16 protein-coding genes are annotated in these 19,008 nt (G+C 68.9%); 9 read left to right on the top strand and 7 right to left on the bottom strand.

Annotation, left to right across the window (positions count from 1 at the left end; all coding sequences use genetic code 11):
* Positions 1–31: 31 nt before the first annotated feature.
* From ASD42_RS35100 to ASD42_RS02900, 4 genes are all read right to left on the bottom strand, one after another.
* Positions 32–529 (bottom strand): ubiquitin-like domain-containing protein, encoded by a 498-nt coding sequence (locus ASD42_RS35100; protein WP_162256190.1) that lies wholly within the window; start codon positions 527–529, stop codon positions 32–34.
* 266 nt (positions 530–795) lie between these two features.
* The gene (cobJ, locus tag ASD42_RS02910; protein ID WP_056815264.1) at positions 796–2,373 is read right to left on the bottom strand and encodes a precorrin-3B C(17)-methyltransferase; all 1,578 of its coding nucleotides are present in this window, start codon (positions 2,371–2,373) and stop codon (positions 796–798) included.
* A gap of 5 nt (positions 2,374–2,378) precedes the next feature.
* Complete coding sequence (locus ASD42_RS02905) at positions 2,379–3,014, bottom strand: precorrin-8X methylmutase (RefSeq protein ID WP_056809835.1); 636 nt, start codon at positions 3,012–3,014, stop codon at positions 2,379–2,381.
* A gap of 43 nt (positions 3,015–3,057) precedes the next feature.
* Positions 3,058–3,531: an Lrp/AsnC family transcriptional regulator gene (locus ASD42_RS02900; RefSeq protein WP_235569287.1), complete on the bottom strand. Its 474-nt coding sequence runs from the start codon at positions 3,529–3,531 to the stop codon at positions 3,058–3,060.
* Positions 3,532–3,626: 95 nt separating this feature from the next.
* On the opposite strand from ASD42_RS02900, the gene ddaH reads away from it, so the two are divergent.
* Positions 3,627–4,490: a dimethylargininase gene (ddaH, locus tag ASD42_RS02895; RefSeq protein WP_056809832.1), complete on the top strand. Its 864-nt coding sequence runs from the start codon at positions 3,627–3,629 to the stop codon at positions 4,488–4,490.
* A 222-nt stretch (positions 4,491–4,712) separates the two neighbouring features.
* Here the strand turns inward: ddaH and cobG are convergent, their stop codons facing one another.
* A complete protein-coding gene (gene cobG, locus ASD42_RS02890; RefSeq protein WP_056809830.1) occupies positions 4,713–5,939 on the bottom strand; it encodes a precorrin-3B synthase in 1,227 nt (408 codons plus the stop codon).
* Between the two features lie 209 nt (positions 5,940–6,148).
* On the opposite strand from cobG, the gene ASD42_RS02885 reads away from it, so the two are divergent.
* The 5 genes from ASD42_RS02885 (at position 6,149) to ASD42_RS02865 (ending at position 13,574) form a co-directional block, all read left to right on the top strand.
* On the top strand, positions 6,149–6,814 hold the full coding sequence (locus ASD42_RS02885; RefSeq protein WP_056809828.1) for a hypothetical protein: 666 nt from the start codon (positions 6,149–6,151) through the stop codon (positions 6,812–6,814).
* 42 nt (positions 6,815–6,856) lie between these two features.
* Positions 6,857–8,236: a DNA polymerase III subunit beta family protein gene (locus ASD42_RS02880; RefSeq protein ID WP_056809826.1), complete on the top strand. Its 1,380-nt coding sequence runs from the start codon at positions 6,857–6,859 to the stop codon at positions 8,234–8,236.
* Positions 8,233–8,715, top strand: a complete 483-nt coding sequence (locus ASD42_RS02875; RefSeq protein ID WP_056809825.1) for a hypothetical protein — start codon at positions 8,233–8,235, stop codon at positions 8,713–8,715. Before ASD42_RS02880 ends, ASD42_RS02875 begins: the two co-directional genes overlap by 4 nt.
* Before the next feature lie 274 nt (positions 8,716–8,989).
* Positions 8,990–12,628: a cobaltochelatase subunit CobN gene (gene cobN, locus ASD42_RS02870; RefSeq protein WP_056809823.1), complete on the top strand. Its 3,639-nt coding sequence runs from the start codon at positions 8,990–8,992 to the stop codon at positions 12,626–12,628.
* Between the two features lie 91 nt (positions 12,629–12,719).
* Complete coding sequence (locus tag ASD42_RS02865; RefSeq protein ID WP_063006466.1) at positions 12,720–13,574, top strand: acyl-CoA thioesterase domain-containing protein; 855 nt, start codon at positions 12,720–12,722, stop codon at positions 13,572–13,574.
* 97 nt (positions 13,575–13,671) lie between these two features.
* Here the strand turns inward: ASD42_RS02865 and ASD42_RS02860 are convergent, their stop codons facing one another.
* The gene (locus ASD42_RS02860; RefSeq protein WP_056809820.1) at positions 13,672–14,127 is read right to left on the bottom strand and encodes a hypothetical protein; all 456 of its coding nucleotides are present in this window, start codon (positions 14,125–14,127) and stop codon (positions 13,672–13,674) included.
* Between the two features lie 132 nt (positions 14,128–14,259).
* Here ASD42_RS02860 and ASD42_RS02855 point away from each other — a divergent pair, with 132 nt between their 5' ends.
* Both ASD42_RS02855 and ASD42_RS02850 read left to right on the top strand, forming a co-directional pair.
* Positions 14,260–15,102, top strand: coding sequence for an NAD-dependent protein deacetylase (locus ASD42_RS02855; RefSeq protein WP_056815261.1), 843 nt, complete (start codon positions 14,260–14,262; stop codon positions 15,100–15,102).
* Between the two features lie 237 nt (positions 15,103–15,339).
* Positions 15,340–17,748, top strand: a complete 2,409-nt coding sequence (locus tag ASD42_RS02850; protein WP_056809817.1) for an MFS transporter — start codon at positions 15,340–15,342, stop codon at positions 17,746–17,748.
* A 24-nt stretch (positions 17,749–17,772) separates the two neighbouring features.
* Here ASD42_RS02850 and ASD42_RS02845 read toward each other — a convergent pair whose 3' ends face one another.
* Complete coding sequence (locus ASD42_RS02845) at positions 17,773–18,036, bottom strand: helix-turn-helix domain-containing protein (protein WP_056809815.1); 264 nt, start codon at positions 18,034–18,036, stop codon at positions 17,773–17,775.
* A gap of 119 nt (positions 18,037–18,155) precedes the next feature.
* Between ASD42_RS02845 and ASD42_RS02840 the strand changes: the two genes are divergently transcribed.
* Positions 18,156–18,971, top strand: coding sequence for a mycofactocin-coupled SDR family oxidoreductase (locus ASD42_RS02840; RefSeq protein WP_056809813.1), 816 nt, complete (start codon positions 18,156–18,158; stop codon positions 18,969–18,971).
* The last annotated feature ends 37 nt before the right edge of the window (positions 18,972–19,008 follow it).

Here is a 19,008-nt window from a genome sequence, read left to right as displayed (position 1 = left end):
CACCACCGCCGCGGTGATCGACCCGTCAGGCTCAGGCCAACGCGAGGTTCACGACGTCACCATCGGCCAGTTCGTAGGACGCCAGGGTATTGGAGTCCTCGAGCTTGACCTCGCTCTCGGTGACGAGCTGCTGCTCGGCCGCCGGAACGCCGGTCTGCTCCTGGATGAGGGCCTTCAGGTCCTTGACGGTCGCCGTGGTGTCGACATCGACCGCGATGGGCTCGCCGTCCAAGCCGTTGACCGTCAAAGTGATGCTGGTCGCGTTCTCGGCGAGGGGAAGCCCGGGCAGACTCGGCAGGCCGGGCAAGCCGGGTGCCGCGGGAGCGGCGGGTGCCGCAGGCGCGGCTGGCGCTTCGGGAGCGGCGGGTGCCGCGGGTGCTGCGGGTGCTGCGGGCGGGGCCGGTGGGGCCGGCTGGGCCGACGCGATCCCGGCGACGGGAACCGCCATGGCGGCGGCGATCAGACCGACCGTCACGCCGCGCCGTAATCGGGTACCGAGGGCGTTCTGTGCGTGGTGCTGAACTCTCATCGTGGTGAATCCTTTCATCGTCCACGGGGGACGCGTTGGGGAATCGAACCAGGAAACGAGCTGTCACACTGTTGTGCTTACGGGCAAGCCCGCGGAACCAGTGTGCCATCGCACGTGCGTCTCGTCTGGCCGTGCAGACCGTGCGGGCCGCCGAGGATCGCGGTGGGTGCGGTCGGCCGTGGGGTCGCCGGAGTGGCCGCCGTGCGGATTCGACGGCCGCTCGGCGCTGGTACCGACCGTGCGGTTTGCTGATTGTCCGGTGCGGACTACCGGCTCTCCACCGACCCGTACCTGCGCGAGGTGAAAACGCGGGTGCCCTCCGGCGTGTCGAAGGTGGTGGTGGTCGAGGATCCGATGATCAGCAAGGTGCGCATGTCCACCTCGTCCGGCTCGAGCTCGCCCAGGGTGGTCACCCGGACCGATTCGGTCGGCCCGCCGACATCGCGGCCGAGCACCACCGGCGTCTGTGGTGGGCGATGTTCGAGCAGCACCTCACGCATGGCGGCGACCTGCCAGCGCCGTTGCGAGGAGGCCGGGTTGTAGATCGCGATGGCCATGTCGGCCGCAGCCACCGCCGAAAGGCGTTGTGCGACAACATCCCACGGCTTGAGCCGGTCCGACAGCGAGATCATCGCGTAGTCGTGCCCGAGCGGGGCGCCGACGCGGCTCGCCACCGCGTTGGCGGCTGTCAGTCCGGGCAGCACCCGCACGGGGACGTCCTTGAACTGCGGCTCGGCCGACACCTCGAGCACGGCCGCCGCCATAGCGAAGACGCCGGGGTCGCCGGAGGAGACGACCGCGACGCGAGCGCCGCGCTTGGCGAGGTCGAGCGCCATCGCGGCCCGCTCGGATTCGACCTTGTTGTCGCTGGCGTGCCTGCGCTGACCGGTCCGCTCGGGCACCCGATTGATGTAGGTGGTGTACCCGACGAGGTCTGTCGCCGCGGCCAACGCGGCGCTGACCTGCGGCGTCGTCCAGTCCGCGGCACCAGGACCGAGACCGACCACCACCACTTCGCCGGGTTCGACATCGGGCGCGGTCGTCGCGCCACTGGACGCTGCGGCCGCATCGTGGGCGGCGGGCCGCTCGTGGGAATTCGCGCCGCGAGCGGGAATCGGAGTGGTGGGTGTCGGACCGGGGACGAGGGTGATCGAGAAGTACGGCACGTCCGCCTCGTCGACGTCGGCCGCGGCGAGTACCCGCTGACGGGTGCTGCTCGCACGTTCAACGTAGTACGCGTCCTTCAGCCGACCGGAATCCGACAGCGCCTGGCGCACACCGGGAAACGTGCGACCCAGCTTCATGATCGCGGCGGCGTCGGTCTCGCGCAGGCGCTCGGTCAGCTCGTCGACGGGCATGGTGCCGGGCAGCACCGTGAGCACCTGCTCGCCCTCCACGAGGGGAGTGCCCAGCGCCGCCGACGCCGCGCTGACCGAGGTGATGCCGGGAACGATCTCGGCATCGAACCGATCGGCCAGCCGCCGGTGCATGTGCATATAGGAGGAGTAGAACAGCGGATCACCGGCGGCGAGCAGGGCGACGGTGCGCCCCGCGTCCAGGTGGGTGGCCAGCCGCGCGGCCGCCTGCTCGTAGAACTCGTCGATCGCGCCCTGATACCCACCGGGATGATCGGTGGTCTCCACCGTCACCGGGTAGACGAGGTGCTCCTCGATCTGCCCCGCGCGCAGGTACGGCGCCGCGATGGCGCGGGAGATGCTGCGCCCGTGCTTGGCGCTGTGGAACGCGACCACATCGGCTTCGGCGATGAGCCGGGCGGCCTTCACCGTCACCAGTTCGGGATCGCCGGGGCCGAGGCCGATACCCCACAATTTGCCGGTGCTGATCTCACTCACTCCTGTTCGCTCGCAATCGCATTCAGTGCCGATGCGGTGATCGCGCTGCCGCCCCGCCTACCGCGCACAGTCAGATATTCGATCCCGCCGAAGTCGATCAGCGCCTGCTTGGATTCGGCGGCCCCGATGAACCCGACCGGAATGCCGATGATCGCGGCGGGTCGCGGCGCACCGGCGTCGAGCATGTCGAGCAGGTGGAACAGGGCGGTCGGTGCGTTGCCGATGGCCACCACCGCACCGTCGAGCTGGTCGCGCAGGAGTTCCAGCGCCGCCACCGAGCGGGTGTTGTCCAGTCGCGCGGCGAGTGCGGGCACCCGAGGATCGGTGAGGTTGCACAGCACCGCGTTGTCGGCGGGTAGGCGCTTGCGGGTCACCCCCGAGGCGACCATATTGGCGTCGCAGATGATCGGCTTACCGGCGTGCAGCGCGGCGCGTGCGGCGGCGACCACGCCGGGGGAGTAGGCGATATCGGGGGCCAGGTCGACCTGCCCGCAGCCGTGGATCATTCGCACCGCTACCCGCTCGACATCGGCGGGGAAACCGGCGAGATCGGCCTCGGCGCGGATCGTCGCGAACGAGCGCCGATAGATCTCGGCCCCGTCGGTGAGGTAGCTGGCACGCACATCGGACATGCCGGTAACCCTAGAACCTGGGTCTGACGTGGTGTCCGGCGGCTCAGGTGCGGGGGCGTTCGAGAATGCGTGACATCACCAGCGAGCTACGGGTGCGCCCGACGCGCGCGTTCTCCCTGATCCGTTCGACAGTCACCTCGATCTCGGCCATGTCGGTGGCCATCACGTGCACGAGCGCGTCGGCCTCACCCGCGATCGTCCACACTCCGACGACCTGCGGAATCGGTTCCAGGGTGCGGCGCAGCTCGGCCGGGGAGATGTTGTCGCGGTAGTAGACCTCGACATACGCCTCGGTCTTCCAGCCGAGCGCGGCCGGGTTGACCTGGGCGGTGAACCCGGTGATCTGCCCGCTCGCGACCATCTTGTCCACCCGTCGCTTCACCGCGGGCGCCGAGAGGCCGACCACCGAACCGATCTCCTGGAACGAGGCGCGGGCGTGGACGAGCAGCTCCGCGAGAATCCGCCGATCGATATCGTCCACGTCGCTCCTTCGCCTTCTCACGCAATGATTCCCCATTCTCGCACTGATATGCGCAACGAAACGGTGTTCCCCGTGCAATGGAACGGCGATTACGGTCGGAGAAACCATCCGCGCAGCCACCAGGAGTCCTGATGACCGCCGCTAGCCCCCTTCGTGTATCTGCGCCGGCGCGGACCGCCTCGCCGCGCCGCTACGTGCTGTGCCGCCCCGACCATTTCGAGGTCACCTACGCGATCAACCCGTGGATGGACCCGGCCGAATCGGTCGACCGGGCCCGCGCACTCGCCCAGTGGGAGATCCTGCGCGCGAGGCTGGAAGCACACGGGCACACGGTGGAAACGGTGCCCGGCGAACCCGGCCTGCCGGATATGGTCTTCGCCGCCAACAGCGGCATCGTGATCGGTGGACACGCGCTCTCGGCACGATTCGCCCACCCCGAACGCGCCGCCGAGGGCCCCGCCTTCCATCAGTGGTTCGCCGCCCGCGAACTGCGCGCACTGGCCGCCGCGGCCGAAACCAACGAGGGAGAGGGCGACTTCGCGTTCGCCGGGCAGCGGATTCTGGCCGGCGTCGGGTTCCGCTGTTCGTTGTCCGCCCACGCGGAGGTGGAGCGGTATTTCGACTTGCCCGTGGTCTCGCTCGAACTGGTCGACCCGCGCTTCTATCACCTCGACACCGCGCTGATGGTTCTCGACGACACCACCGTCGCCTACTACCCGGCCGCGTTCAGCCCCGCCGCTCGCGACCTGCTCACCGCGCTCTACCCGGCCGCGATCCTCGCCGACGACAACGACGCGCTCTGCTTCGGTTTGAACGGACTCAGCGACGGTGAACACGTCTTCCTCGACCCCGGCGCCACCGGGCTCATCGCGCAGCTGCGCGAGCGCGGGTTCGTTCCGGTCCCGGTCGACATGTCCGAACTGCGCAAGGGCGGCGGCGGCGTGAAGTGCTGCGTGCTCGAGCTGCACACCCGCCGCGACACGACCGTGGGTTAGCCGAGCGGACGCGCTCGGCTGGTCGGCGCCGCACATCGGTGGCGAATCCGTTCGTGGAGGTGAATACGCACGCGTAGCGCGGTGGGCACACTCGTACTCGGTGCCGGCGAGCCGCTCGGCCGTTACCTGCAGGGTGGACATGGGAAGCCCTCATAGCGAGAAGGCAAGGGTACGAGAGGTTTCGGGATCGTCGATCGAGTTTCGCTCGGCCGCCGAAGCGGCTCAGGGAGCGGTTGCCGCGTCGTCGACCTCGATGCGATACCCGTGGTCGGTGGCGACGACATCGGTCACGGGTCCGCGCGGGCGACCGCAGCAACGGTCGCATCCGGACCAGTGCTGGCGACCCGCCACGGTGACGGCTTCGGCCGCGACGAGTTCGTTCCGCGCGGGCGGCCGATACTCGGAAGCCTCGGCGGCGGGCCGGACGCGATCGGATTCGATGGCGGCGGCCAGGTCGGCGCGGACATCGGTGCGTGATTTCGCGCAGCCGGGGCGTCCGGCGCAGGCGCTGACCCGCAGCCACGGGGAATTCGCGTCGAAGATCAGCCCCATGGGCGCGAGCACCCGCACCACGGTTTCGGCGGGTCCCTCGTCGAGGTCGGTGATCACCAGGCTGCGCCACGGGGTGACGAAGACGGGCCGTTCGACGGCGGCCAGGAATTCGGTGGTTCTGGCCGACAGGGTGCCCAGCGGTACCCCGGCGCCGAGCGTGACGAGGCCGTTCTCCTGGTCGAGCCAGCCGATCGGAATGTCATGTGTCGCACCGAGTTCGAGCGGTTCGCCGACGGGGGAGCGGTTCAGCGTCTCGACCACCGATTCGACCCCGCCCGGAATCTCGTGCAGTCGCCACTGTCCCGAATCGCTGGTTCCCCGCAGATCGAGGAAGCCGCGCGCCGCGTCGAGCATCACCTCGACCGCCTCGCCCGCGGTGATTCGAAGTCCGGTGTCGGCGCCCGCCAGCAGCAGGGCGAACTCGTTCTCGCCCACCGCGTGGATGCCGATGTCGCCGTGCAGCGTGCTCACATCGCCGCGTCCGTCGTCGAGGGTGAACAGCACTCGCCCCGGCAGCTCCGCCAGCAGCGGGTCGCCGCGCAATCCCGTGTCGAGGTCGACCGCGAGCCCGTGGACGTCGGCGAACCCGCCGACTCGGCCGGACAGCGGTGAGGCCACGATATTGCGTACCCGTTCATGGGTCTCGCTGGGCAGCAGTCCCGCCGCACCCAATCGCAGCGCGAGTTCGGAGGCGTCACGGACCTGGCGCAGCTGAATGTTTCCCCGCGAGGTCAGCTCGAGGTTCCCGTTGCCGAGATCGCGTGCCGCATCGGCCAGCGCCTGCAACTGCGCCGATTCCAACCGTCCGCCCGGCACACGAATTCGCGCCAGTGGCCCGTCGGCAGCCTGATGCAACCGCAGAACCCCTGGACAAGAATCGGGCGCACTCCTGGTCATGATGTTCCAGCCTACGACGCGCCGACTGTGCCCCGAACCTCAACCGTGGTCGAACCACCTTCCCTCCGCCGACCGTCGCTGTCGACCGGCCGTGGCCGGGCTTCGTCGGTGTGACGAGGCCGACTCGCGTGACGGGGCGGTTCGGGGGTATTCGCCTAGGGTGAGTGGCGGATCCTTCGCCAGCCGAGCACTGACAGGAGAGCCGCCACATGCTGCGTGAATTCGTGGACAAGCGTGTCGTTCCCGCACTCGACAGAGCCGCGCAGGCACAGGCGCCCGTGGTGCATCGGTATGTGGGATGGCTGGGCAGTCGCCACCCGGAGGAAGCGCCGGTCGAGATCGTGCAGCGGCTGTCGCGTCAGTACCTGCTGGTCGTCACGGCAAGCGGCGTCGCCGTGGGGCTCACCGCCGCGGTGCCCGGCGTCGGCACCGTGCTCGGTCTGGCGGCGACCGGGGTGGACACCGTCGTGTTCCTCGAGGCGTCGTCGGTGCTGTCCGTCGGCGCCGCCGCGGCGTACGGCCTGGATCCCGACGACTCACGGCAGGCGCATCTGATGTCGAAGGTCGTGCTCGGCGAGGCGGGCACGAAGGTGCTCGACGAGACCGCGGGCCACAAGAAGGGTCAGTGGCTCTCGGTGGTCACCGACCACATTCCCGTGCTGGCGAGCATGCCCGATTCCCCGGCCAAACGATTCATCGTCAACTACCTGGTCAAACGCACCTTGCTGTTGTTCGGCACCCTCGTCCCCGCGGGTATCGGTGCGGTGATCGGTGGCGTCGGCAACAACGCACTCGGTCAACTGGTGATCGCGAACGTGTACCGACATCTCGGCACCGGCTCCCCGGAAATGGTCGCCGCGGGCACCGACCGATAGACGACTTGACCTTCGACTCACTCGAACCCCGATCATGAATCGGTGCCCGACACCGAACTGATCACCATCGGAGCCTTCGCCCGCGCCTGCGGCCTGAGCACCAGCGCCCTGCGCTTCTACGCCGACGCGGGCGTCCTCGCCCCCGTCGTCGTCGACGAGGTCACCGGCTACCGCTACTACGCCCCGGAGCAATCCGCTCCCGCCCGCTTGCTGCGTCACCTGCGCGCTATCGACATGCCGCTGCCCGCCGTGACCGCCCTGCTCGCCGAACCCGACCCCGCCCGCGCGCTCGTCCTCCTCGACGAGCACCTCGTCGACCTGGACCGGCACCAGGGCGAGGTCCGCGCCGCCGCCGCGGCCGCCCTCGGCGCGCTTCTGGCCACCCACGGATCGACGTCCGGAGGCGGGGACGGGCATTGCGACCAGGTCTCGGTGCCGACCGATGATCGAGGCAGTGCTCGATCGCCGCTCGGCACCGCGCAAGGCCTCGAGAGGGGGTCGCCCCGGACGCGCGACGACGTGTGGGTGAGCGGACCGGTGCTGGCGGCGGCGATCGACCAGGTAGGGACAGCTACGGTCGCCGATCCCGATCTGGCGGTCCTCGACACGATCTTGTTCGAGACCGACGGTCAGCAGCTGATCCTCACCGCGACGGACCGCTACCGCCTGGCCACCCGCACCGTCCGCCCCGCCCGGTTCGGTCCCGCGGTCTGGGCCGCGACGGTGGACGCCGAGGACCTCCGTGCGGCCGCGTCCTGGTTGCGTCGCCGGCACTCTGTCGCGATTCGCCCCCATCACGATCGTGTCGAATTCCGCATGGCGACAACAGATTCAGTCGACCGAGGCCGCACCGAAGGAGGTGGCGAGCCGACGACGCGCCACGCCGCCCAGCCGGACGATACCCGACGCTTCTGCCGCCGATCGACCCACGACTTCCCCGACTACCGAGCGATGCTGGCCGCGCTCGCCCCGGTGCGAACCCGAGTCGTGCTCACTCGTGCGGCGCTGCTCGACGCCATGGAACACCTCGACTCGCCCACCGTGGTCCTGCGCACGGCTTCCACGGGCACGGTCTCCCTGACGACCTCGAGCCCGTGGACGGAGCACACCCCGACAGGCACCGCTGCGGCGGGCGACCCTGTCGCGCAGGAGAGTTCGAGCGCTGCGGCCGCTGCGTGCGAGGCATCGGAACGGGGCGCGGTGCGGCACATCCCGCACGCGAGAGCCACCGGCCCCGCCATGACGATCCATTTCGCCGTCACCACCCTCTACCCGGCCGTCGCCACCGCCGTCGGACCCGACGTGATGCTCGACCTCATCGCCCCCGACCAGCCTGTTCTGATCCGCTCGGCCGACGACGGAGACCTGTCGACGTTGGCCATGCCGCGCAAACCCGAACCCACCGAGGGGACGTTCCGATGACCACCGCCGACCCGATCATGACCCGAATCACCCAGGGCGTCAGCGACTTCCGCGCCGGCGACCCCGATCGCGCCCGCGCCGGCCTGCTCGCGGTGTGGGCCGACATCGGCCCCGCCGGTGACCCCCTGCACCGTTGCACCCTCGCCCACTACCTGGCCGACACCTACGACGACCCGGCCGAAGCCCTCGTCTGGGACGTCCGGGCCCTCGACGCCGCCGACACCCTCACCGACACCCGGCTGAACGACCACCATGCGGGCCTCCAGGTCGCCGGCTTCTACCCCTCGCTGCACCTGAACCTCGCCGACAACTTCCGCCGCCTCGGCGCGTTCCCCGCCGCCACCCGACACATCGAAGCGGCCCGCGAACGCCTCGACATCCTCCCGGACGACGACTACGGCGTCCTGATCCGAGGCGCCTGCACGGGGGTCGCGGCGGCGATCGCCGCCGAGGACACCACCCGCCGACCCACTCACTGACACCGGCCTCCATCACGTCGCTGGGCGTGACCGCCGAACACTTCGGCAACGCTCTCGGGCGATGCGCGCGCCACCGCCTGCTGATCAATCGTCCAGCGTCAGGGGGCGGCCTGGAAAGTTGTGGGTGGGGTGGGCCCAGTAGCATCGTCTTGCTCGGCGGGCGTCGAGGAAACCGGTGGAAATCCGGTGCGGTCGCGCCACTGTGAACAGCCAGACCCTCTCCGGCGAGCACCGCAACCCCGATGGGCGCGTAACCCGAGGAAGGTCTCACCCTGTGATCCTGCTGCTGTCCACCTCCGACACCGACCTGCTGAGTGCCCGCGCGAGCGGCGCCGAGTACCGCTGGGGCAATCCCGCCCGGCTGCTGGTCGAGGATCTGCCGGAACTGCTCGACGGCGCGGACCTGGTGATCGTGCGAATCCTCGGCGGCAAGCGCGCGTGGGAAGAGGGCCTCGACGCGATTCGGGCGAGCGGGGTGCCGATGGTGGCGCTCGGCGGCGAGATCGCGCCCGACGCCGAGCTGATGGAATGCTCGACGGTGCCGGTCGGCGTCGCGGCCGACGCGCACAACTACCTCGCCGCGGGCGGGGCCGAGAACCTGCTCCAGCTGCACAACTTCCTGTCCGACACGGTGTTGCTGACCGGCCACGGCTTCGAACCTCCCGCGCAACTGCCCACCTGGGGCGAACTCGACAGGTCCCCGCGGATCCTCGAACCGCACGCCCCGACCGTGGCCGTCGTCTACTACCGCGCCCAGCACCTCGCGGGCAACACCGCCTACATCGAGGCGCTGTGCAAGGCGATCGAGTCCAAAGGCGCACGCCCGCTGCCGGTGTACGCGGCCTCGCTGCGCACCGCCGAACCCGAACTCCTCACCCTGCTCGGCCGTGCCGACGCCCTCGTGGTGACCGTTCTCGCGGCGGGCGGCAGCAAGCCCGCGACCGCCTCGGCCGGTGGTGACGACGAAGCCTGGGACGTGGCCGCGCTCGCCGCCCTCGACGTGCCGATCCTGCAGGGCCTGTGCCTGACCAGCGGCCGCGCGCAGTGGGAGGCCAACGACGACGGCCTGTCGCCGCTCGATGTGGCCACGCAGGTCGCGGTGCCCGAATTCGACGGGCGCATCATCACGGTGCCGTTCTCCTTCAAGGAGTTCGACGCCGACGGGCTGTCCGCCTACGTTCCCGATCCCGAACGCTGCGCGCGCGTGGCGGGGATCGCCGTGCGCCACGCCCGCCTGCGTCACATCCCCGCCGCCGACAAGCGGATCGTGATCATGCTCTCGGCCTATCCCACCAAGCACGCCCGCATCGGCAATGCCGTCGGCCTCGACACCCCCGCGAGCGCGATCCGCCTGCTCACCGAATTGCGCACCGCCGGTTACGATCTCGGCGATATCGACGAGATCCCCGGCCTGGTGGCACGCGACGGCGACGCGCTGATCCACGCGCTCATCGCCGCGGGCGGTCAGGATCCGGAGTGGCTGAGCGCCGAACAGTTGGAAGGCAATCCGATTCGCATCGGCGCCGCCACCTACACCCGGTGGTTCGAGTCGCTGCCCGAGGACCTGCGCGAGGCCGTGGTCGAGGCGTGGGGGCCGCCGCCGGGCGAACTCTACGTCGACCGGTCGGCCGACCCCAAGGGTGAGATCGTCATCGCCGCACTGCGTTTCGGCAATGTGGTGCTGATGGTGCAGCCGCCTCGCGGGTTCGGCGAGAACCCCGTGGCCATCTACCACGACCCCGACCTGCCGCCCAGCCACCACTATCTCGCCGCCTACCGCTGGTTGTCCGCGCCCGACGGTTTCGGCGCCGACGCGATGGTGCACCTGGGCAAGCACGGCAACCTGGAGTGGCTGCCCGGCAAGACTCTCGGCATGTCCGCCTCCTGTGGCACCGACGCGGCGCTGGGCGATCTGCCGCTGATCTATCCCTTTCTGGTCAACGACCCCGGTGAGGGCACCCAGGCCAAGCGCCGTGCCCACGCCACCCTCGTCGATCACCTGATCCCGCCGATGGCGCGTGCCGAGACCTACGGCGACATCTCCCGGCTGGAACAGCTGCTCGACGAGCACGCCAACATCTCCGCCCTCGACCCGGCAAAGCTGCCCGCCATCCGCCAGCAGATCTGGACCCTGATGCGTGCGGCCAAGATGGACCACGACCTCGGCCTCGCCGAACGCCCCGAGGAAGACGTCTTCGACGACATGCTCCTGCATGTCGACGGCTGGCTGTGCGAGATCAAGGATGTCCAGATCCGCGACGGTCTGCACATCCTCGGCCAGGCCCCCGAGGGCGACATGGAACTCGACCTGGTGCTGGCCATGCTGCGTGCCCGCCAGCTGTGGGGCGGGGAACAGAACGTGCCCGGCCTGCGAGAAGCCCTGGGGCTGAGCGAAGCCGGGGACGAATCGCGTGAACGCGTCGACGTGGTGGAAGCCCGCGCGCGCGAACTCCTCGGCGCACTGCAGGCGACGGACTGGTCGGCGGGCGCGGTCGAGACCCTGGTGAAGGACTTCGCCACCGCGATTCTCGCCGGGGGAGTGAGCGACGCGGCCGACGAAGCCGCCCGCCTCGACGCGGTGACGACCGTCCTGCGGTTCGCGGCCACCGAAGTCGTGCCGCGCCTGCGCGAAACCCGCATCGAGATCGCCCGCGTCCTGCACGCCCTCAACGGCGGTTTCATCCCCGCGGGCCCCAGCGGGTCGCCGCTGCGCGGTCTGATCAATGTGCTGCCCACCGGCCGCAACTTCTACTCCGTCGACCCCAAGGCCGTGCCCTCGCGGCTGGCCTGGGAGACCGGTCAGGCGATGGCGGAATCGCTGCTCGCCCGGTATCTGGCCGACCACGGCGAGTACCCGAAGTCGGTCGGTCTGTCGGTGTGGGGCACCTCGGCGATGCGCACCTCCGGCGACGACATCGCCGAAGTCTTCGCCCTGCTCGGTGTTCGGCCGGTGTGGGACGAGGCGAGCCGCCGCGTCACGTCCCTCGAGGTGATCTCGCTCGACGAACTCGCCCGCCCGCGCATCGACGTCACCGTCCGCATCTCCGGCTTCTTCCGCGACGCGTTCCCGCACGTGCTGGCCCTGCTCGACGACGCGGTCCGCCTCGTCGCCGACCTCGACGAGCCCGCCGAGTCGAATTACATTCGCGCGCACGCCCAGTCGGATCTGGCCGAACACGGCGACACCCGCCGCGCCACCACCCGCATCTTCGGTTCCAAGCCCGGCACCTACGGCGCGGGCCTGCTACAGCTCATCGATTCCAAGAGCTGGCGCACCGACGACGACCTCGCGCAGGTCTACACCACCTGGGGCGGCTACGCCTACGGGCGCGACCTCGACGGCGCCCCCGCCGCCGACGACATGCGCACCGCCTACAAGCGCATCGCGGTCGCCGCCAAGAACACCGACACCCGCGAACACGACATCGCCGACTCCGACGACTACTTCCAGTACCACGGCGGCATGGTCGCCACCGTCCGCGCGCTGACCGGCAAGAACCCCGAGGCCTACATCGGCGACTCCACCCGTCCCGACGCCGTGCGCACCCGCACGCTCTCGGAGGAGACCGCCCGCGTCTTCCGCGCCCGCGTGGTGAACCCGCGCTGGCTCGAGGCCATGCGTCGCCACGGCTACAAGGGCGCCTTCGAGATGGCCGCCACGGTCGACTACCTGTTCGGTTACGACGCCACCACCAATGTGGTCGCCGACTGGATGTACGAAAAGCTCTCCGAGAGTTACGTGTTCGACGATGTGAACCGCAAGTTCATGGAGCAGTCCAACCCCTGGGCCCTGCACGGCATCGCCGAACGGCTCCTGGAAGCGGCCGAGCGCAAGCTGTGGGAGCACCCGGAACAGGAAACGCTGGACAAGCTGCGCCAGGTCTACCTGGAAACCGAGGGTGAGCTGGAGTGACCGGACTTGCCGCAAAACTGCAACACGTTCTAGTCTGAGGCATGGTGTGCCGCCGCGATCCCGCCCGGCGCCCGCGGAGGAAAGGGGCACGATGAGTACCTCCCCTGGCTATTTCACGCACGCGGACGGCGTCTACACGCCGATGCGGTACTCGCTGAGCCTGTGGTCGCCCAGCACGCTGTCCGGGCCACCGGTGTGCGGGTTGATGGCGCGCGAAGTGGAAGCGCGCTACTGTTCCGAAGGGTTCGCCCCGGCGCGACTGACCATCGATCTGCACCGTGCGGTGCCCGCCGTGCCGTTGACGGTCGCCAGCGAACTGGTGCGCGACGGGAACCGGGTCCGTTCGGCGACGATCGTCGCGCGCGCCGACGGCGAGATCGTCGCTCGCGGCAGCGCGCTGCTGCTGAAGCGTTCGACCCAGCCGCCGGGCGAGGTCTGGCGCCACGACCGCGCTCGCCCGGTGCCGCCGCCGAACGTGCTCGCCACCATCGACGAGGTGATGCACCTGTTCGGCAGTGACGGGCAGGGCTGGTCGGCGAATATGACCGAACATCAGAACGACACCCGCAAACGCAAGTGGGTACGCAATATCCCCGTGGTCGCGGGGGAGGAGTCGTCGCCGTTCTGCTACGCCGCGATGACCGGCGAGCAGACCAGCCTGGTCACCAACTGGGGCACCGAGGGAATCGGTTTCATCAACACCGATGTGTCGATCACGTTCTCGCGCATGCCCGTCGGCGGCGAGATGGGTATCGAGGCGGAGAGCCACCTCAGCGACGACGGGATCGCGGCGGGTGCCGCGGTGCTCTACGACGAGCAGGGCGCGTTCGGCATCTGCACGACCACCGCGCTCGCCAACGAGCGCAGGCAGATCCGCGGCGACGTCATCGACGAGCTGTCGGAGTCGTTCGTCGCGGAGGCGGTCAGGCAGCCACAAGTCCGGTGAACGCCGTCACGACGGCCTCGCGCACAGTGCGCCGGTCGTCGTGGTGGTAACCCAGCGTGGCAGCGGGCGGCCGGGAGCACCGGCGCCGGCTGGAGGCTCAGGCGGAAATCAAGGTCACGATGAGTTCGTCGGCGATCGACTCCGCCTTCACCATGCCCGTGCCCAGGTACAGGGTTGCCGCACGGGGGCGGCCGTCGGCCAGTGGCACCACCGAGACCGCGTCGACGCGGCGGCCCGTGAGTTCGTCGTACGGTGCCTCGTCGGTGACGTCGAAGGCGGTGTACTTGCCGGAGTTGGCGACGTATTCGATATTGACCGGGTCGACCAGCGGCTCGAACGGGTCCCGCCACGGTGCTCCACCGATGCGCAGTTCCGCGCCGTCGGTACCGGCGTCGAAGAGCAGAGTAGAACCGTTATGGAAGGTGAATTCGATCGGACCCTCGGTGCGGTCGACCTCGTCACCCAGGACATAGAACATCCGGCGGACGGTGACGATGGTCCCGTCGACCGCGGCATTGAGCGCGGTGCGGTCGTACTCATCGGTGTCGGACATAGGTTTTCCTCTGCAGCGGTCGATGCCGGGCGGAGGAACAATCATGTCGCCGCGCGCCCACCGCACGCAACTCGGCCCGGCGTGTTCGTCCCCCGCGCGAGACGGCGCCGCCCCGCTCGTAGAGTGGATCCCATGGTGGACGACGACACCACCGACGCGGTGGAACGCGCGGCCGAGCTGCTGAGCGGTCGCCGCACCGTGGTGATCTCCGGAGCGGGCCTGAGCACCGACAGCGGGATTCCCGACTACCGCGGCCCCGACTCACCGGCGCGCACGCCGATGACCTATCAGCAGTTCGTCGGTGACCCGGTCTTCCGGCAACGGTATTGGGCACGCAACCACATCGGCTGGCGGCGAATGGACGCCGCTCGGCCCAACCCCGGTCATCGTGCCCTCGCGCGGCTGGAACGGGCGGGTGCGGTGTCGGGGGTGATCACCCAGAACGTGGACCTGCTGCACACGAAGGCGGGGGCGCGGCGGGTCATCGATCTGCACGGAACCTACGCGCGAGTGCGGTGCCTGAATTGTGCGAATCTGATCTCGCGAATGACGCTCGCGCAACACCTCGAAGCCGCCAATCCCGGTTTCGCGGAGAATGTTTCGGCGGGGGCGACAGGTATCGAAGTGGCGCCCGACGCGGACGCCGTGGTGACCGATACCGACCGATTCCGGATGGTCGACTGCATGGCGTGTGGCGGAATGCTGAAACCCGACATCGTGTATTTCGGGGAGAACGTTCCGCCCGATCGGGTGGAAGCCGCTTTCGACATGGTCGAACAGGCGCGGGCGATACTGGTGGCCGGTTCCTCACTGACGGTGATGTCGGGCCTGCGGTTCGTGCGGAGAGCCGCGAAAAACGGTGTGCCAGTGGTGATCGTGAATCGCGGGCGCACTCGCGGCGACGAACTGGCCACCCTCCGAATCGACGCGGGGTGTTCGGAAACTCTGTGCGCGCTCGCCGAACTCGGCTGCTGAATTCGCGTCCGCCGAACTGACAGTTCCCAGCGCCGCGGCTCTCGTTTCCCGGTGAAATGATCGATAACTTGATCCCTCGGTGACGGCGGCAAATCAGACGTGGGTAAGCTCGGCGCACCAGTGCATGAAGAGTTCCACCCGCGGCGCAATGTTTTCCTCGCAGCGGGGTTGTCGGCCCTCGTGTGGGCCGAATGATCGACCCCCACTTGCCAGCCGATCAGAACCAGGGCTTCTTCCATGACCGATACCGTCGTTGCCGAATCACGCCTCACGCACCGCCAGACACTCACCATTCTGTCGGGCCTGCTATTGGGGGTGTTCCTCGCCGCGCTCGATCAGAACATCGTCAGCGTCGCGATCGTCCGCATCGCGAACAGTCTCGACGGGTTCGATGAACAGGCATGGGCGACAACGGCATACCTGATCACCGCCACCGTCACCACGCCGCTCTACGGCAAACTCGCCGACATCTACGGGCGTAAACCGTTCTATCTGCTGGCGATAGCCCTGTTCGTGATCGGCTCGGCGGCCTGCTGCTTCGCGACCACCATGTACCAGCTGGCCGGGTGCCGCGCCTTCCAGGGTTTGGGCGCGGGCGGGTTGATGTCGCTGGCGTTCACCATTGTCGGTGACATCGTGCCCCCGCGCGAACGGGTCCGCTACCAGGGGTATTTCCTCATGGTGTTCGGCATCGCGACGGTGCTGGGCCCGGTGGTCGGCGGATTCCTGTCCGATTACGAGAGTCTCGGCGGCATCGAGGGCTGGCGCTGGGTGTTCCTGGTGAACGTGCCGGTCGGGGTGCTGGCGTTCCTCGTGGTCGCGAAGGTGCTCAACGTGGGGCACACACGCCAACAGAGCCGGATCGACTGGTTCGGTGCGATCACGCTCATCGTGGGTGTGGTGCCGCTGCTGATCGTGGCCGAGCAGGGTCGGGTGTGGGGCTGGACCGAGCCGAAATCGCTACTCTGCTACGGCATCTGCGTGGCCGGTCTGCTGCTGTTCGTCCTGGTCGAATTCCTGATGAAGGACTCGGCGCTGATCCCGCTGCGGCTGTTTCGCAGTTCCACGTTCAGCATCGCGATTCTCGGTGGGTTCCTCGTCGGTGTCGCGATGTTCGGCGCGATCACGATGGTGCCGCAGTATCTCCAGGTCGTGCGTGGTTTCTCGCCGACCGAGGCGGGTCTGCTGATGTTGCCGCTGGTGCTCGGGATCATGGTGGGCGCGCAGATATCCGGGCTGATCACGAAAGCCACCGGGCGCTACAAAGTGCTGCCGGTACTCGGCGCGCTGATCCTGGCGATCGGGTGCGCGCTGTTCGCGCGGGTCACCTACAACGGTCCGCTGTGGCAGCCGCTCGCCTTCAGCGCGATCATGGGTTTCGGCCTCGGCTGCTGCATGCAGACGCTGATCATCGCCGCGCAGAACGCCGTCGGGCGCACCGAGATGGGCGTGTCGACCGCGGCGGCCACGTTCTTCCGTCAGCTGGGCGGGACGCTGGGCGTCGCGGTGTTCCTGACGGTGCTGTTCGACCGGTTGCCCGGTTCGATCCTGGAAGCCTTCGGTGGGAGCCTGCCCGCTGGTTTCGACGGGGCGCAGCTCGAGGGGTTGTTGAGCAATACCAGCGGCATCGCCACCCTGCCCGACGAGTTGCGCATCCCGATCCTCGAGGGATTCACCGACTCGATGCACAGCGTGTTCCTGCTCGCCGCCGACCTCGCGGTGGTGGCCTGCCTGGTGCTGGTGTTCATGAAAGAGATTCCGCTGCAAGAGGATCCGGCACCGGAGGAGCACGACGATGCCACCCTGCTGCGTGATGTGAGCCTGCACGACGCGCACGAGATGGCCGGGAAACTGCACCCCGTCTCGAGCGGTCGGGTGATCGCGGGACTGTTGCGCCGCGACGACGCGCGTCCGGTGCCCGCCGCCACGCTCACCCTGATCGACCAGCACGGGCGCCAGGTGGCCCGCGGTAACGGCGACGCCGACGGCGCGTACGTGATCGAGGCGCCGCGACCGGGCAACTATGTGCTCATCGCCGCCGCGGCCGGCCATCAGCCCGAGGCGGTGAGCGTGTCGATCGGCGAGCGCGCCCAGCACGTCGACCTGATGCTGACCGGCGCGGGCGAACTCACCGGGATCGTGCGGTCGGCGCGTCGCGGCGAACCGCTCTGGGGCGCCACAGTCACGCTCACCGATCCCGAGGGCGAGGTGGTGGGCGCGGCGATCACCGGCGAAGACGGTACCTACGTATGCCGCGACGTCGTGAGCGGCACCTACACCCTGGTCGCGGTGGCCGACCACATGCGTCCTTCGGCGGTCGCGCTGACCGTGCCGGAGACGGGTTCGCTACAGCGCGATATCGACCTCGAACCGATGGCGATTCTGCTCGGCTCGGCCTGGGTGGACGGCGAGCGCCCCGTCCCCGACGTACAGATCACCGTGCTGGACTCGGGTGGCGATCCGGCGGCGACGGCGCGCACCGACGAGAAGGGCCGGTATCTGGTCCCCGACCTGCCCGAAGGGGAGTACACCGTCGTCGCGCGCGGATACCCACCCGTCGCGAGTCAGGTCTCGGTGACGCGCGGCGAGATCACGCACGATGTGACGCTGGGATACGACAACGAGGAGTCGATGAACCGCCGGTAGGCGGTCGAGGTCGACGCGGGACGGTCAGGCGGACTCGGCGACCTGCTCGTCGCGGTAGGACTCGGCCAGTTCGGCCAGGGGGATCGAGAGGGCCTCTGCCAGGCCGACGACAGTGCCGAAGGCCGGGGAGGGCAGTCGGCCCGACTCGATCTTGCGCAGCGTCTCCGGTGAGATGCCGGCTCGCAGGGCCACCTCGGCGAGGTCGCGATCGCCGCGTGCGGTGCGAAGGCGGCGGCCGAGACGGCGGCCTGCTTCGACCTGCGCGGGGCTGAGCGGGAGACGGACCATGCGACCGATGGTATGTCCTCGCGAACGGGTTGGCCAAGTTGAGTAGGGATCTCCGTTTCGCCTCGCCCGGGGCGGTGTCGGTGGTAGGTGTCAAGGGAGGATATCGAGGTTCGAAAGGCATGGGAATGACACGACGGTTCGAGGGCAAGGTCGCTTTCGTCACGGGAGCGGCGCGCGGGCAGGGCAGGGCGGAGGCGGTGCGTTTCGCCGAGGAAGGCGCCGACGTGATCGCGATCGACGCGTGCGCGGAGTTCGCCAGCACCAGCTACGCGGGCGCGACGGAGGCGGATCTGGCCGAGACCGTGAAGCTGGTCGAAGCGGCAGGCGGCAAGATCGTCGCGAGCAAGGTCGACGTGCGCGATTTCGACGCGCTCTCGGCGGCGCTGACGGCGGGCATCGAGCAGTTGGGCAGGCTCGATGTGGTGGTGGCCAACGCGGGGATCTGTTCTGCGGCGATGTCGTGGGAGATCACCGCCGAGCAGTGGCGCGAGACCATCGACGTCAACCTCACGGGCGTCTTTCACACCGCGAAAGCCGCTGTGCCACACCTGATCGCGCAGGGCGAGGGCGGTGCGATGGTGTTCACCAGTTCGGTGGCGGGCATCAAGGGCATTCCGTTCACCGGCCACTACGTCGCGACCAAGCACGCGATCACGGGGCTGGCCAAGACGATGGCGAACGAACTCGGCGCACACCGGATCCGGGTGAACACCATCCACCCGGCGGGCGTGGCGACCGGCATGCAGATCAACGAGATGGGGCCACTGTTCGAGGAGTACGGTGCCACCCTCGCGCCCATCTTCATGAACGCGCTCCCCAGCCACATCTGTCAGCCGGAGGAGATCGCGGCGACCGTGGCGTGGTTGTGCTCGCACGAGGCGAGTCAGATCACCGGAGCGCAGATCCCCGTGGACATGGGCAACCTGAACCGCTGAGATTGGTATTTTTATACCGGCGCCGCTAGTGTCGGTA

Source organism: Nocardia sp. Root136 (assembly GCF_001427185.1).
Lineage (GTDB): Bacteria > Actinomycetota > Actinomycetes > Mycobacteriales > Mycobacteriaceae > Nocardia > Nocardia salmonicida.
Note: the sequence above shows the minus strand (reverse complement) of the source record. Positions and strands in the feature narration are given on the sequence as shown.

Excerpts from the sequence above, each read along its gene's own strand:
- ASD42_RS02905 (WP_056809835.1), bottom strand. The coding sequence starts at position 3,014 with ATGTCCGATGTGCGTGCCAGCTACCTCACCGACGGGGCCGAGATCTAT.
- ASD42_RS35100 (WP_162256190.1), bottom strand. The coding sequence starts at position 529 with ATGAGAGTTCAGCACCACGCACAGAACGCCCTCGGTACCCGATTACGG.
- ASD42_RS02845 (WP_056809815.1), bottom strand. The coding sequence starts at position 18,036 with ATGGTCCGTCTCCCGCTCAGCCCCGCGCAGGTCGAAGCAGGCCGCCGT.
- ASD42_RS02860 (WP_056809820.1), bottom strand. The coding sequence starts at position 14,127 with ATGTCCGACACCGATGAGTACGACCGCACCGCGCTCAATGCCGCGGTC.
- ASD42_RS02900 (WP_235569287.1), bottom strand. The coding sequence starts at position 3,531 with ATGGGGAATCATTGCGTGAGAAGGCGAAGGAGCGACGTGGACGATATC.
- ASD42_RS02850 (WP_056809817.1), top strand. The coding sequence starts at position 15,340 with ATGACCGATACCGTCGTTGCCGAATCACGCCTCACGCACCGCCAGACA.
- ASD42_RS02840 (WP_056809813.1), top strand. The coding sequence starts at position 18,156 with ATGGGAATGACACGACGGTTCGAGGGCAAGGTCGCTTTCGTCACGGGA.
- ddaH (WP_056809832.1), top strand. The coding sequence starts at position 3,627 with ATGACCGCCGCTAGCCCCCTTCGTGTATCTGCGCCGGCGCGGACCGCC.
- ASD42_RS02855 (WP_056815261.1), top strand. The coding sequence starts at position 14,260 with ATGGTGGACGACGACACCACCGACGCGGTGGAACGCGCGGCCGAGCTG.
- ASD42_RS02875 (WP_056809825.1), top strand. The coding sequence starts at position 8,233 with ATGACCACCGCCGACCCGATCATGACCCGAATCACCCAGGGCGTCAGC.
- ASD42_RS02885 (WP_056809828.1), top strand. The coding sequence starts at position 6,149 with ATGCTGCGTGAATTCGTGGACAAGCGTGTCGTTCCCGCACTCGACAGA.
- cobG (WP_056809830.1), bottom strand. The coding sequence starts at position 5,939 with ATGACCAGGAGTGCGCCCGATTCTTGTCCAGGGGTTCTGCGGTTGCAT.
- ASD42_RS02865 (WP_063006466.1), top strand. The coding sequence starts at position 12,720 with ATGAGTACCTCCCCTGGCTATTTCACGCACGCGGACGGCGTCTACACG.